This window comes from Serratia sp. YWN4, from assembly GCF_055790845.1.
The window spans coordinates 1,010,545-1,024,239 of the sequence record NZ_CM147696.1 but is presented as its reverse complement, the minus strand read 5'-3'; the positions used below and the strand labels follow the sequence as shown (position 1 = coordinate 1,024,239).

At 53.8% G+C, this 13,695-nt stretch carries 10 protein-coding genes; 5 read left to right on the top strand and 5 right to left on the bottom strand.

From position 1 onward, the window contains the following. Positions 1-162: 162 nt before the first annotated feature. A complete protein-coding gene (locus ACX9GT_RS04800; protein WP_459399892.1) occupies positions 163-285 on the top strand; it encodes a hypothetical protein in 123 nt (40 codons plus the stop codon). 93 nt (positions 286-378) lie between these two features. Here ACX9GT_RS04800 and lpdA read toward each other — a convergent pair whose 3' ends face one another. From lpdA to pdhR, 4 genes are all read right to left on the bottom strand, one after another. Beyond that, positions 379-1,803 carry a dihydrolipoyl dehydrogenase gene (gene lpdA / locus ACX9GT_RS04795; RefSeq protein WP_473190064.1) on the bottom strand — a complete coding sequence of 475 codons (1,425 nt, stop codon included), beginning with the start codon at positions 1,801-1,803 and terminating at the stop codon, positions 379-381. A gap of 233 nt (positions 1,804-2,036) precedes the next feature. After that, complete coding sequence (aceF, locus tag ACX9GT_RS04790) at positions 2,037-3,902, bottom strand: pyruvate dehydrogenase complex dihydrolipoyllysine-residue acetyltransferase (RefSeq protein ID WP_473190063.1); 1,866 nt, start codon at positions 3,900-3,902, stop codon at positions 2,037-2,039. Between the two features lie 12 nt (positions 3,903-3,914). Beyond that, positions 3,915-6,578, bottom strand: coding sequence for a pyruvate dehydrogenase (acetyl-transferring), homodimeric type (gene aceE / locus ACX9GT_RS04785; protein WP_473190062.1), 2,664 nt, complete (start codon positions 6,576-6,578; stop codon positions 3,915-3,917). Between the two features lie 165 nt (positions 6,579-6,743). After that, positions 6,744-7,508, bottom strand: a complete 765-nt coding sequence (gene pdhR / locus ACX9GT_RS04780) for a pyruvate dehydrogenase complex transcriptional repressor PdhR (protein ID WP_459399895.1) — start codon at positions 7,506-7,508, stop codon at positions 6,744-6,746. Positions 7,509-8,126: 618 nt separating this feature from the next. Between pdhR and ACX9GT_RS04775 the strand changes: the two genes are divergently transcribed. Further along, on the top strand, positions 8,127-9,479 hold the full coding sequence (locus ACX9GT_RS04775) for an amino acid permease (protein ID WP_473190061.1): 1,353 nt from the start codon (positions 8,127-8,129) through the stop codon (positions 9,477-9,479). 72 nt (positions 9,480-9,551) lie between these two features. On the opposite strand, the gene fumA is transcribed toward ACX9GT_RS04775, so the two are convergent. Further along, positions 9,552-11,198: a class I fumarate hydratase FumA gene (gene fumA / locus ACX9GT_RS04770; protein WP_473190060.1), complete on the bottom strand. Its 1,647-nt coding sequence runs from the start codon at positions 11,196-11,198 to the stop codon at positions 9,552-9,554. Between the two features lie 356 nt (positions 11,199-11,554). Here fumA and ACX9GT_RS04765 point away from each other — a divergent pair, with 356 nt between their 5' ends. The 3 genes from ACX9GT_RS04765 to rsmE all read left to right on the top strand — a co-directional run bounded on the left by ACX9GT_RS04765 (position 11,555) and on the right by rsmE (position 13,667). Beyond that, positions 11,555-12,067, top strand: coding sequence for a SprT family zinc-dependent metalloprotease (locus ACX9GT_RS04765; RefSeq protein WP_473190059.1), 513 nt, complete (start codon positions 11,555-11,557; stop codon positions 12,065-12,067). Between the two features lie 104 nt (positions 12,068-12,171). Beyond that, on the top strand, positions 12,172-12,867 hold the full coding sequence (gene endA, locus ACX9GT_RS04760; protein WP_473190058.1) for a deoxyribonuclease I: 696 nt from the start codon (positions 12,172-12,174) through the stop codon (positions 12,865-12,867). A gap of 68 nt (positions 12,868-12,935) precedes the next feature. Next, a complete protein-coding gene (gene rsmE / locus ACX9GT_RS04755) occupies positions 12,936-13,667 on the top strand; it encodes a 16S rRNA (uracil(1498)-N(3))-methyltransferase (RefSeq protein WP_473190057.1) in 732 nt (243 codons plus the stop codon). Positions 13,668-13,695 lie beyond the last annotated feature (28 nt).

Here is a 13,695-nt window from a genome sequence, read left to right as displayed (position 1 = left end):
TTTATGTACCCTGATTTCGGGTCTGTTCTGTCGGTTTAGCAGCCGATCATCGGGCTTGAGAACAGTGCTGCAACTACTGCGATACTAGCACTACCAAGTGCTTGTTCCACCGGGGCTTTCCCGGTGAAGTCGCGGTGGTCGTGGTTCCACAAGGAACGCGCAATGAAAAGGAGTTCTTTCTTTATCCTGCTCATTGTACTGGGTTCGGCGTTTGGGGTCAGTAATGGCGGCTGGTCAGTTTCCGGCAACCATCTCAACTTCAACGTCATAATCCAGAACAAGTAAGCTACTGGCCGCTTTTCAAAGCGGCCTTTTACTGAGCCCAATAAAAACGGCCCCTTTTCAGGAGCCGCTTATCAACCCTTCAAGCCGGAAGAATTACTTCTTCTTGGCTTTCGGGTTTGGCAGATCGGTGATGCTGCCTTCGTAGATCTCGGCGGCTAAGCCGACGGATTCGTGCAGGGTTGGGTGAGCGTGGATAGTCAGAGCGATATCCTCTGCGTCACAACCCATCTCGATTGCCAAGCCGATCTCACCCAGCAGTTCGCCGCCGTTGGTGCCAACAATCGCACCACCGATGATACGGTGAGTTTCTTTGTCGAAGATCAGTTTGGTCATGCCGTCTGCACAATCAGAAGCGATAGCACGGCCGGAAGCTGCCCACGGGAAGGTGGAGGTTTCGTAGCTGATGCCTTTTTCTTTCGCTTCTTTCTCGGTCAGGCCAACCCATGCCACTTCTGGCTCAGTATAAGCAATGGATGGGATGACTTTTGGATCGAAGTAGTGCTTCATGCCAGCGATAACTTCAGCCGCAACGTGGCCTTCATGCACGCCTTTATGCGCCAACATTGGCTGACCGACGATGTCGCCGATAGCAAAGATGTGCGACATGTTGGTGCGCAGCTGCTTGTCGACATGGATAAAGCCACGCTCGTCAACTTCCACACCGGCTTTGCCAGCATCCAGCAGTTTACCGTTTGGCACACGGCCAATCGCCACCAGCACGGCGTCGTAACGCTGTGGCTCTGCCGGAGCTTTTTTGCCTTCCATCGTGACGTAGATGCCGTCTGCTTTGGCCTCTACCGCCGTCACTTTGGTTTCCAGCATCAGGTTGAACTGCTTGCTGATGCGCTTGGTGAAGACTTTCACCACGTCTTTATCAGCGGCTGGAATCACCTGATCGGCCATTTCAACCACGTCGATCTTGGAACCCAGCGCGTGGTATACGGTGCCCATTTCCAGGCCGATGATACCGCCGCCCATCACCAGCAAACGTTCTGGAACGGTTTTCAGCGCCAGTGCATCGGTGGAATCCCACACGCGCGGATCTTCATGAGGAATAAATGGCAGTTGGATCGGGCGAGAGCCCGCAGCAATGATGGCATTGTCGAAGTTGATGGTGGTCGCACCATTTTCACCTTCAACAACCAGGGTGTTAGCGCCGGTGAATTTACCTTGGCCGTTAACCACTTTCACTTTACGGCCTTTAGCCATCCCAGCCAGACCACCGGTCAGCTGATTGATGACTTTTTCTTTCCAGATACGCACTTTGTCGATGTCGGTTTTCGGCTCGCCGAAAACGATGCCGTGCTCAGCCAGCGCTTTGGCTTCTTCGATCACTTTAGCAACGTGCAGCAGTGCTTTGGAAGGGATACAACCCACGTTCAGGCAAACCCCCCCCAAAGTGGAATAACGCTCTACCAGAACGGTTTCAAGACCTAAGTCAGCGCAACGAAAGGCAGCAGAGTAACCTGCCGGGCCCGCCCCAAGTACCACGACCTGAGTTTTAATTTCAGTACTCATCATGACCTCTTAATTGTTTGTCCGGCGGGTCAGACGTCATTTTTATTACTAATCGATCTCATAACGCCCTTCATCCACCGGGACGCTTACACCGCGAGCAGTTTACAGAATTGTTAATAGTCTGCAAAGCGTGTTCGGGTGACCCGTGTCTCAACAATTCTGTCGAGTCATGCAATAACCCGACAAAACCGGTAGTAGGATTGACAGGGGCGCTACCAGAGCGCCCCTTACAGTTACATCACCAGACGGCGAATATCAGCCAGCATATTGTTGATAATGGTGATAAAGCGCGCACCATCGGCACCGTCAATCACACGGTGGTCGAAGGAGAGCGACATCGGCATCATCAGGCGCGGCGTGAACTCTTTACCGTTCCAGACCGGCTCGATAGCAGACTTGGAGACACCCAAGATAGCCACTTCCGGTGCGTTAACGATCGGTGCAAAATGGGTTGTCCCGATCCCACCCAGGCTGGAGATGGTGAAACAACCGCCCTGCATTTCGCCTGCGGTCAGCTTGCCATCACGCGCTTTTTTGGAGATCGTCATCAGTTCGCGGGACAGCTCTGTGATGCTCTTCTTGTTCACATCTTTGAACACCGGAACCACCAGGCCATTTGGCGTATCAACCGCCACACCGATGTTGATGTATTTTTTCAGCGTCAGCTTCTGGCCATCTTCGGACAGCGAGCTGTTGAAGCGCGGCAGTTGCTCCAAAGCAGCAGCAACGGCTTTCATGATGAACACCACCGGGGTGAACTTCACGTCCAGCTTACGCTTGGCGGCTTCTTCGTTCTGCTGCTTGCGGAATGCTTCCAGATCGGTGATATCCGTTTTGTCGAAGTGAGTCACGTGCGGGATCATCACCCAGTTACGGCTCAGGTTGGCACCAGAGATTTTCTGGATGCGGCCCAGTTCAACTTCTTCGATCTCACCAAACTTGCTGAAGTCCACCTTCGGCCATGGCAGCATGCCTGGCAGGCCACCACCGGTTGCCGCTGGAGCTGCTTCAGCGCGTTTCACCGCGTCTTTCACGTAAGCCTGAACGTCTTCGCGCAGGATGCGGCCTTTACGACCGGTGCCTTTCACTTTCGCCAGGTTTACGCCGAACTCACGCGCCAAACGGCGGATGACCGGTGTGGCGTGAACGTAAGCATCGTTCTCAGCGAATTCGCCCTTGCCTGCGGCGGCAGTCGGAGCGGCAGCTTGCGCTTCCTGCCTGGCCGGAGCCGGTGCAGCTTCTGCTTTTTGAGCTGGAGCAGCGGCAGGTGCAGCCCCTTCCACTTCGAACACCATAATCAGCGAGCCGGTTTTCACTTTAGCGCCGGTGCTGATTTTGATCTCTTTCACGGTGCCAGCGAACGGAGCTGGGACTTCCATCGAAGCCTTGTCGCCTTCAACGGTGATCAGTGACTGCTCAGCGGCAACTTTATCGCCCACTTTCACCATCACTTCGGTCACTTCGACTTCGTCACCACCGATATCGGGCACTTCAACGTTTTTCGCTGCGCTGGTGGCCGGAGCGGCAACAGGCGCTGCTGGTGCTGCCGCAGCCGCCGGGGCTGAGCCAGCCACTTCGAACACCATGATCAGCGAGCCGGTTTTCACCTTAGCGCCAGTGTTGATTTTGATCTCTTTCACAGTGCCTGCGAACGGAGCTGGCACTTCCATGGAAGCTTTATCGCCTTCCACGGTGATCAGCGACTGCTCAGCAGCAACGGTATCGCCTACTTTTACCAGGATTTCGGTAACTTCAACTTCGTCAGCGCCGATATCCGGTACTTCAACATTTTTAGCTGCGCTGGCGGCAGCGGCTACCGGAGCCGCCGCAGGTTTTTCTTCCGCCTTGGCCGCAGGTGCTGCTGCACCTTCTGCTTCAAAAATCATCAGCAGCTTGCCGGTTTCGGTTTTGTCACCCACGGCAACTTTGATCTCTTTCACCACGCCCGCCTGCGGGGATGGCACTTCCATGGAGGCTTTGTCGCCCTCCACGGTGATCAGCGATTGCTCAACGGCCACTTTATCGCCGACCTTCACCAGGATCTCGGTGATTTCAACTTCGTCTGCACCGATGTCCGGCACTTTGATTTCGATAGACATTCTATTTACCTCTTATGCCAGACGTGGGTTGACTTTTTCTACATCGATATTGAATTTGACGATCGCATCAGCGACCACTTTCTTATCGATTTCGCCACGTTTGGCCAGTTCACCCAGTGCAGCAACCACCACGTAAGAAGCATCAACTTCAAAGTGGTGACGCAGGTTTTCACGGCTGTCAGAACGACCAAAACCGTCGGTACCCAGTACGCGATAGTCGCTGGCAGGAACGTAAGTACGAACCTGTTCTGCGAACAGCTTCATGTAGTCGGTAGACGCCACCGCTGGCGCATCGTTCATCACCTGAGCGATATAAGGTACGCGTGGGGTTTCGGTTGGGTGCAGCATGTTCCAACGCTCACAGTCCTGGCCATCACGCGCCAGTTCGGTGAAGGAGGTTACGCTGTAGGTGTCAGAACCCACGCCGTAATCGTTCGCCAGGATCTGTGCCGCTTCACGCACATGACGCAGGATCGCACCGGAACCCAGCAACTGTACTTTGCCTTTCTTGCCTTCCAGGGTTTCCAGTTTGTAGATACCTTTACGGATACCTTCTTCTGCGCCCTGTGGCATGGCTGGCATGTGGTAGTTTTCGTTCAGCGTGGTCAGGTAGTAGTAGACGTTTTCCTGCGCGTCGCCGTACATACGTACCAGGCCGTCATGCATAATCACCGCCACTTCATACGCGTAAGCCGGATCGTAGGAGATACAGTTAGGGATAGTCAGCGACTGAATGTGGCTGTGGCCATCTTCGTGCTGCAAGCCTTCGCCGTTCAGGGTAGTACGGCCTGAAGTTCCGCCGATCAGGAAGCCACGCGCCTGTTGGTCACCGGCCAACCAGCACAGGTCACCGATACGCTGGAAACCGAACATCGAGTAGTAGATGTAGAACGGGATCATTGGCAGATCGTTGGTGCTGTAGGACGTTGCTGCCGCCAGCCATGAAGAGGCCGCGCCCAGCTCGTTGATCCCTTCCTGCAAGATCTGGCCTTTTTCGTCTTCTTTGTAGTACGCCACCTGCTCACGGTCCTGCGGGGTGTACTGCTGGCCGTTCGGGCTGTAGATACCGATCTGGCGGAACAGGCCTTCCATACCAAAGGTACGCGCTTCATCGGCGATGATTGGCACCAGGCGATCTTTGATCGACGGGTTCTTCAGCATCACGTTGAGGGCACGCACAAAGGCGATGGTGGTAGAAATTTCTTTATTCTGCTCTTCCAACAGGGAGTTGAAATCTGCCAGCGCGGGCATTTCCAGCTTCTGAGTGAACGCAGGCAAGCGGGTTGGCACGTAACCTTCCAGCGCCTGACGACGTTCGTGCAGATATTTGGACTCTTCAGAATCTTTATCGAAGGTAATGAACGGCAGTTTTTCGATATCAGCATCGGCAACCGGCACGTTGAAACGATCGCGGAAGTGGTGAACCCCTTCCATGTTCATTTTCTTCACCTGGTGAGCGATGTTTTTACCTTCCGCCGTTTCACCCATGCCGTAACCTTTGATGGTATGGGCCAGGATCACGGTCGCTTTACCTTTGGTTTCCTGTGCTTTTTTCAGTGCGGCATAGACTTTCTTCGGATCGTGACCACCACGGTTCAGTGCCCAGATCTCGTCGTCGGTCATGTCTTTCACCAACGCGGCGGTTTCTGGGTAACGGCCGAAGAAGTGCTCACGCACGTAAGCACCGTCTTTGGATTTGAAGGTCTGATAGTCGCCGTCCAGCGTTTCGCCCATCAACTGCATCAGCTTACCGCTGGTGTCTTTACGCAGCAGTTCATCCCAACGCCCGCCCCAGATCACTTTCAGCACTTGCCAGCCAGCACCGGCAAAGATGCCTTCCAGCTCGTTGATGATCTTGCCGTTACCGGTAACCGGGCCATCCAGGCGTTGCAGGTTACAGTTGATGACGAACACCAGGTTGTCCAGCTTCTCGCGGGTAGCGATGGTAATCGCCCCTTTGGATTCCGGTTCGTCCATCTCGCCGTCGCCCAGGAAGGCATAAACGGTCTGGCCAGAGGTGTCTTTCAGGCCGCGATGCTCCAGATATTTCAGGAACTTGGCCTGATAAATGGCGGTAATTGGGCCCAGGCCCATGGAAACGGTCGGGAACTGCCAGAATTCCGGCATCAGTTTTGGATGCGGGTAAGAAGACAGGCCTTTGCCGTGAACTTCCTGGCGGAAGTTGTTCATTTGGTCTTCGGTCAGGCGGCCTTCAAGGAAGGCACGTGCATAAACGCCCGGAGAGATGTGGCCCTGGAAATACACCAGATCGCCACCATCTTTCTCGTTGCGCGCACGGAAGAAATGGTTAAAGCAGACTTCATAGAAGGTCGCGGAAGACTGGAAGGAAGCCATGTGGCCACCCAGATCCAGATCTTTTTTGGACGCACGCAGCACGGTCATCACGGCGTTCCAGCGGATCGCTGAACGGATGCGGCGTTCCAGATCCAGATTACCTGGGTATTCAGGTTCGTCTTCTACCGCGATGGTGTTGACGTAGTTATTGGCTGCCGAGCCTGCCGCAACCTTAACACCGCCTTTGCGAGCTTCTCCCAGAACCTGATCAATCAGAAACTGAGCCCGCTCAACACCCTCTTCACGGATGACCGATTCGATCGCCTGCAGCCAGTCGCGGGTTTCGATCGGATCCACGTCATTGTTTAAACGTTCTGACATGGTGGTATTCCTTATCTGTCTAATGGTTTGTTTGGAGCCTGTCTTCCTGCGTTCTGAAGCAAAACACACGAAGACAGGCTCATCAGTTTAGTTGCCGCTTAAGTACTTAACTAAGCACTCCGAGCTTCATCTCACCAAGCTGGTGTGCCTTGAGGAGAACCACTCTTAATCCTTGCGTTGCTGGAGACGCCGAAGCGATCTGTCGCGCCGGGTATGTTCTCTGCTGAGGTCCAGCAAAATTTCCTCGATAAACGCCAAATGGCGATGCGAGGCTTCACGAGCCTTTTCCGGCTCGCGTGCCACAATCGCCTCAAAAATCCCGGCGCGATGGCTGCTCACCTTTGCCAACATCTCACGGCGCGAGTAGAGCAATTCAAAGTTCTGACGCACGTTCTGTTCCAGCATCGGCCCCATGCAGCGCAGCAGGTGCAGTAACACAACGTTATGGGCAGCTTCGGTGACGGCGATTTGATACTGCATGACCGCATCGGCTTCGGCGTCGAGATCGCCGCTGTCCTGAGCCTGCTGAATCACATGGTGGCAATCGCGGATGCGCGCCAGATCTTCGTCGGTGCCGCGCAGCGCTGCGTAATAGGCTGCGATACCTTCGAGGGCATGACGGGTTTCGAGCAGATCGAATTGTGATTCGGGATGGTTAGCCAACAGTTCAGCCAGCGGATCGCTGAAGCTCTGCCACAGATTAGTTTGTACAAAGGTGCCACCGCCCTGACGGCGCAGGAGCAGTCCTTTGGCTTCAAGGCGCTGGATTGCCTCTCTCAGAGAAGGGCGGGAAACATCAAATTGTTTCGCCAATTCGCGCTCTGGAGGCAATTTTTCGCCTGGGCGTAGCGTGCCCTCGAGGATCAGATATTCAAGCTGCTGCTCGATGACGTCTGACAACTTGGGTTGGCGGATTTTGCTGTAGGCCATGAGTGATTTCTTCTCTGCGAATGGCGCGTAGTCAATTGGTAATACCAATTTCAAAAACGTGACGGTAAAGTAACAAAGTATTCACCTGCTGTCCATATAGGCCTTGATTGAAATCATGGTTTCCCGCACATTTTAACAACTCAGCCTCTAGGCTGCTGCATGCTGATAACGCAATCTTGGTAATACCATTTACGAGGTAGATGGCGAATTTAACGTTTGCGAAACCTCTGGTTAGGTATATTTCGGACCATCATCGAGCTTTATTAGGTGATGATTAAATTGTGGGGCATGGCTGATTTCAGCTACAACAGAAGCAGTTGAGCGTCCATTATTTAGGCAAGCAAAATGATTATTTTTGCGCTTTATGTGATTTATTGCTTACTTCATGCACGAAACCCCTTCTCTCGTCACACAGCCCGCATTTTGTTGCCTAAACTGCTGCAATCTTAATCACTCACGCAACAAAGCAGGTGCAAACCTTGCCGCTTATCATTATTCTTTGCCAAACGGTAGCGGCTTCGTAGAATTAATCACGACAACGCCGTAAACAAAAAATAACACACTTCGTAATCATTGCTTTACAGCTGTGAGAGTTATGCAACAACAGAGGGTTTATTGATGGATGGTCAACAACATGGCGATCAGCTGAAACGCGGCTTGAAAAACCGCCATATTCAGCTTATTGCCTTAGGTGGCGCTATCGGTACCGGGTTATTCCTCGGTATCGCTCAAACAATAAAAATGGCCGGTCCATCGGTCATTCTTGGCTATGCGATTGGTGGTTTTATTGCCTTCCTGATCATGCGTCAGTTGGGTGAAATGGTTGTGGAAGAGCCGGTTGCCGGTTCCTTCAGCCATTTTGCCTATAAGTACTGGGGGAATTTTGCTGGCTTCGCGTCAGGTTGGAACTATTGGGTGCTGTATGTGCTGGTGGCGATGGCGGAACTGACCGCCGTCGGGATCTACGTGCAATACTGGTGGCCGGAAATCCCAACCTGGGTTTCTGCCGCAGTATTCTTCCTCGCCATCAATGCCATTAACCTGTCCAACGTGAAAGTATATGGCGAAATGGAGTTCTGGTTCGCCATTATCAAGGTGGTGGCGATTATCGGCATGATCGTGTTTGGTGCCTATCTGCTGTTCAGCGGCATGGGCGGCCCGGAAGCCACCATCACCAACCTGTGGGCGCAAGGCGGGTTCTTCCCGAACGGCACCATGGGGCTGCTGATGGCGATGGCGGTGATCATGTTCTCCTTCGGTGGTTTGGAACTGGTGGGGATCACCGCAGCCGAAGCCGATAGCCCAGAAACTAGCATCCCGAAAGCCACCAACCAGGTGATCTACCGTATCCTGCTGTTTTATATCGGTTCCCTGACCATTCTGCTGTCACTTTACCCCTGGGGCAAAGTGGTTGAAGGCGGTAGCCCGTTTGTGCTGATCTTCCATGCTCTGAACAGCAATCTGGTAGCCACCGTGCTGAACATCGTGGTGCTGACGGCGGCGCTGTCGGTGTATAACAGCTGCGTCTACTGCAACAGCCGCATGCTGTACGGCCTAGCAAAACAGGGCAATGGCCCGAAAGCCTTGCTGAAAGTAGATGGCCGTGGCGTGCCCGTGATTGCCATCGCTCTTTCTTCGCTGGCCACCGCGCTGTGCGTGCTGATTAACTACCTGATCCCTGGCCGTGCCTTCGAACTACTGATGGCGCTAGTGGTCTCTGCTCTGGTGATCAACTGGGCGATGATCAGCCTGGCGCACCTGAAATTCCGCGCGGCCAAAAATCGTGAAGGCGTACAACCGAAGTTCAAGGCCTTCTGGTATCCATTCAGCAACTATTTGTGTCTGGCATTTTTGGCTGGGATTCTGGTGATCATGTACTTCACGCCTGGCATCCAGATTTCCGTTTTGCTGATCCCAGCTTGGGTTGCCATTCTTGGTATCGGCTACTTTATCAAGCAGCGTAGTAGCTAGGCATATATAGATAAACAACAGGCCCGCATACGCGGGCCTGTGTGATCTTGCACGGCAACGATGATTATCGGGTTACTTCACGCAGCGCGTACACTGTGATTCCTGGATCTTCTGGAAGAAGTCATTACCCTTATCATCCACCAAGATGAATGCCGGGAAATCTTCCACTTCAATCTTCCAGATCGCTTCCATCCCCAGTTCAGGATATTCCACACACTCCAGGCTCTTGATGCTCTGCTGCGCCAATACTGCCGCCGGGCCGCCGATGCTGCCGAGGTAGAACCCACCGTGTTTATGGCAGGCATCAGTCACCTGCTGGCTGCGGTTGCCTTTGGCCAGCATGATCATGCTGCCACCGTGCGACTGCAACAGATCGACGTACGAATCCATACGGCCTGCCGTGGTTGGCCCCAACGAACCGGAAGCGTAGCCTTCTGGGGTTTTGGCCGGGCCCGCGTAGTAGATCGGGTGATCTTTCACGTATTGTGGCAAACCTTCCCCACGATCCAAGCGCTCCTTCAGTTTGGCGTGCGCAATATCGCGCCCAACAATGATGGTTCCGCTGAGAGAAAGACGGGTCGAGACCGGATACTGCGACAGTTGCTTAAGGATCTCGGCCATCGGGCGATTAAGATCGATCTTGACCGCTTCCCCTTCGCCAGCCTGACGCAGTTCCTGCGGAATAAATTTGCCTGGGTTGTGCTCCAGTTTCTCCAGCCAGATCCCTTCGCGGTTGATCTTGCCTTTGATATTGCGGTCGGCCGAGCAGGAAACCCCCATGCCGACCGGGCAGGAGGCTCCGTGGCGCGGCAGGCGCACCACACGCACGTCATGCGCGAAGTATTTACCGCCGAACTGAGCACCCAACCCCAGGTTTTGCGCCTCTTTCAGCAGTTCCTGTTCCAAGGCGACATCGCGGAACGCCTGACCGTGTTCGTTCCCTTCGGTTGGCAGGCCATCGTAGTATTTGGTCGAAGCCAGTTTCACGGTTTTCAGCGTCGCTTCAGCCGAAGTACCGCCGATCACAAAGGCGACATGGTACGGCGGGCAAGCGGCGGTGCCGAGCGTGCGCATTTTATCCACCAGATAATCTTTCAGTTTACCCGGCGACAGCAGTGCCTTGGTCTCCTGATACAGGTAGGTCTTGTTGGCCGAGCCACCGCCTTTGGCGATGCACAGGAATTTATACTCTTCGCCATCCACGCTATAGAGATCGATCTGCGCTGGCAAGTTGCTGCCGGTATTGACCTCTTTATACATATCCAGCGCGGCGTTTTGCGAATAACGCAGGTTGTCTTCGATAAAGGTGTTGTACACCCCGCGCGACAGAGCTTCTTCATCACTACCGCCGGTCCAGACGCGTTGGCCTTTTTTGCCGACGATAATCGCAGTGCCAGTATCCTGGCAGGTTGGCAAAATCCCCTTGGCGGCGATCTCTGAGTTACGTAAAAATTGCAGCGCAACGTACTTGTCGTTTTCACTGGCTTCAGGATCGTTGAGGATATCAGCCACCTGCTGCTGGTGCGCCGGGCGCAGCATAAATGAAGCGTCGTGGAAAGCGTGCTGAGCAAGGAGGGTCAGGGCTTGCGGGGCAACTTTGAGGATTTCCTGGCCTTCAAACTCGCCGACAGAAACGTGCTCACGGCTTAGCAGATAATATTCGGTATCGTCTTTTTTCAGCGGGAACGGATCTTGATAATGGAACGGTTTATTCGACATTAATCTCTCACTTGCAACATCAGCTGCGTTAAATTCACACTCACTCAGCGTACTCGGGGTGCGCTGCGTCAAAAAAACTTCCCACACCTTACGTATTTTTAGGTAGCCAGTTATTGCGCCAAATCGCAAAACAGCCGCTATACCCTTATTAACGTAGGGAATTAAAAGCTCAGGAGCTTTTCTGACCTCATCCGGTGAGCACTGCGGGTACAGACTCATCCTGCACGCTTTATTATCCCGCAGTTAACACATTGATTACAATCCACACGGGTCGATCGGGTTATCATTGTGGGGAAATAACGGCTTAACAGGTTCTACAGTTGCCAGCCGTTACGCCATTGCTTAAGCTAAGCACAATGAACAGAGTAAGAATCCCTATTGCGCTGCAACAAGCGGTGATGCGCTGCCTGCGGGCAAAAATGCAGTTGGCGTGCCAGCATTTTGCTATCGAATTCCCAGAGCCAAAGCTCGTCTACCAGCAACGCGGCACCAGCGCTGGGACTGCCTGGCTGCAAGCCTGGGAAATCCGCCTCAATCCGGTATTGCTGCTCGAAAACCAGCAGCCGTTTATCGACGAAGTTGTGCCCCATGAACTGGCCCATCTGCTGGTATTTCGCCAGTTTGGCCGCGTGCCGCCGCATGGCCGCGAATGGCGCTGGATGATGGAAAACGTGCTGCAAGTGCCCGCCAGCCGTACCCATCAGTTTGAAATCAGCTCGGTACAGAGCAAAACCTTCCCTTATCAGTGCGCCTGTCAGCAGCACCAGTTAACCGTGCGCCGCCATAATCGCGTGCTGCGCGGCGAGAGTGAGTATCGCTGTCGCCAGTGCGGCGAAAAACTGCGCTCTCTGCTTAACGAAAACCGTTAATAGACAATCTGATACGTTCCTAGAACCAACCGTTATCACCATTTGCGCCCACTGGTTACTTCCGTTACCCTGCCCGCTTTTCCGCTTTCAGGTGTTTTTGGAATATGCTTCGCAAAATTTTGTTTATGGTGGTCTTGATCTCCTCAGGCAGCGCGCTGGCGCAAATCAATAACTTCACCCAAGCCAAAGCCGCCGCGGTCAAGATCAATCAGGATGCCCCCGGCAGTTTCTATTGTGGCTGCAAGATCGACTGGCAGGGCAAAAAAGGTATTCCCGATCTCAACAGCTGTGGCTATCAGGTGCGTAAAAGCGCCCAGCGCGCCGAACGCATTGAATGGGAACACGTAGTCCCGGCCTGGCAGTTCGGCCACCAGTTGCAATGTTGGCAAGACGGCGGGCGTAAAAATTGCAACAAAGACCCGCTTTACCGCCAGATAGAAACTGACCTGCATAACCTGCAACCCGCTATTGGTGAAGTGAATGGCGATCGCAACAACTTCATGTACAGCCAATGGCGCGGCGGTGAAGGCCAGTATGGCCAGTGCCCCATGAAGGTTGATTTCAAAAACAAACAGGCCGAGCCACCGGCACGAGCGCGCGGTGCCATTGCCCGCACCTACTTTTATATGCGCGATCGCTATCAGTTGCAGCTCTCGCGTCAACAAACTCAACTGTTTGAAGCCTGGAATCGCCAATACCCGGCAACCACCTGGGAATGTACGCGAGAAGCACGCATCGCACAGATCCAGGGCAACCATAACCCTTATATTCAACAAGCTTGTCAGCAGCGAAAAGGCTGACCTACTATAGAGCTTTCGCGCTGCCCGCTGGCAGCGCCGTTTCATCGAGCCAGGATCTGATAATCACTATGCGTATACCCCGCATTTACCATCCAGACCTTTTAAGCGCCAATGCCGAAATCGCGTTGAGCGAGGATGCCGCCAACCACGTTGGCCGCGTGCTGCGTATGAGCGCCGGGCAGGCGTTGCAACTGTTCGATGGCAGCAATCAGGTGTTCGACGCCGAAATCACCCAGGTGAATAAAAAGAACCTCCTGGTTCGCGTCAGCGCCGGGCAGATTGAGGATCGCGAATCGCCACTCAATTTGCATCTTGGCCAAGTAATCTCGCGCGGCGAAAAGATGGAGTTCACCATTCAGAAATCCATTGAGCTGGGGGTGAACGTGATTACCCCGCTGTTTTCCGAACGCTGCGGCGTTAAGCTGGACGGCGAACGTTTGGCGAAAAAGCTGCAACAGTGGCAAAAAATGGCCATCGCCGCCTGTGAGCAATGCGGCCGCAACCGCATCCCGGAAATCCGTGAAGCGATGCAGCTAGAAGCCTGGTGCGCCGAGCAGGATGGCAGCCTGAAACTGAACCTGCACCCACGAGCCAGCCAGAGCATCAATACGCTGCCGCTGCCGGTGGACCACGTTCGTCTGTTGATTGGGCCGGAAGGCGGGCTATCCGCCGAAGAAATCGCTATGACTACAGGTTACGGATTTACTGATATTCTGCTGGGGCCACGCGTTTTGCGTACAGAAACCACAGCGCTTACCGCAATTACCGCTTTGCAGGTCCGTTTCGGCGACCTGGGCTAAGAGCCTGTTAATACCGGCTCGTAAGGAG

What these genes read in the sequence shown, in the direction of transcription:
- aceF (WP_473190063.1), bottom strand. Translation starts at nt 3,902, where the DNA reads ATGTCTATCGAAATCAAAGTGCCGGACATCGGTGCAGACGAAGTTGAA.
- aceE (WP_473190062.1), bottom strand. Translation starts at nt 6,578, where the DNA reads ATGTCAGAACGTTTAAACAATGACGTGGATCCGATCGAAACCCGCGAC.
- ACX9GT_RS04775 (WP_473190061.1), top strand. Translation starts at nt 8,127, where the DNA reads ATGGATGGTCAACAACATGGCGATCAGCTGAAACGCGGCTTGAAAAAC.
- pdhR (WP_459399895.1), bottom strand. Translation starts at nt 7,508, where the DNA reads ATGGCCTACAGCAAAATCCGCCAACCCAAGTTGTCAGACGTCATCGAG.
- endA (WP_473190058.1), top strand. Translation starts at nt 12,172, where the DNA reads ATGCTTCGCAAAATTTTGTTTATGGTGGTCTTGATCTCCTCAGGCAGC.
- ACX9GT_RS04800 (WP_459399892.1), top strand. Translation starts at nt 163, where the DNA reads ATGAAAAGGAGTTCTTTCTTTATCCTGCTCATTGTACTGGGTTCGGCG.
- lpdA (WP_473190064.1), bottom strand. Translation starts at nt 1,803, where the DNA reads ATGAGTACTGAAATTAAAACTCAGGTCGTGGTACTTGGGGCGGGCCCG.
- rsmE (WP_473190057.1), top strand. Translation starts at nt 12,936, where the DNA reads ATGCGTATACCCCGCATTTACCATCCAGACCTTTTAAGCGCCAATGCC.
- ACX9GT_RS04765 (WP_473190059.1), top strand. Translation starts at nt 11,555, where the DNA reads ATGAACAGAGTAAGAATCCCTATTGCGCTGCAACAAGCGGTGATGCGC.
- fumA (WP_473190060.1), bottom strand. Translation starts at nt 11,198, where the DNA reads ATGTCGAATAAACCGTTCCATTATCAAGATCCGTTCCCGCTGAAAAAA.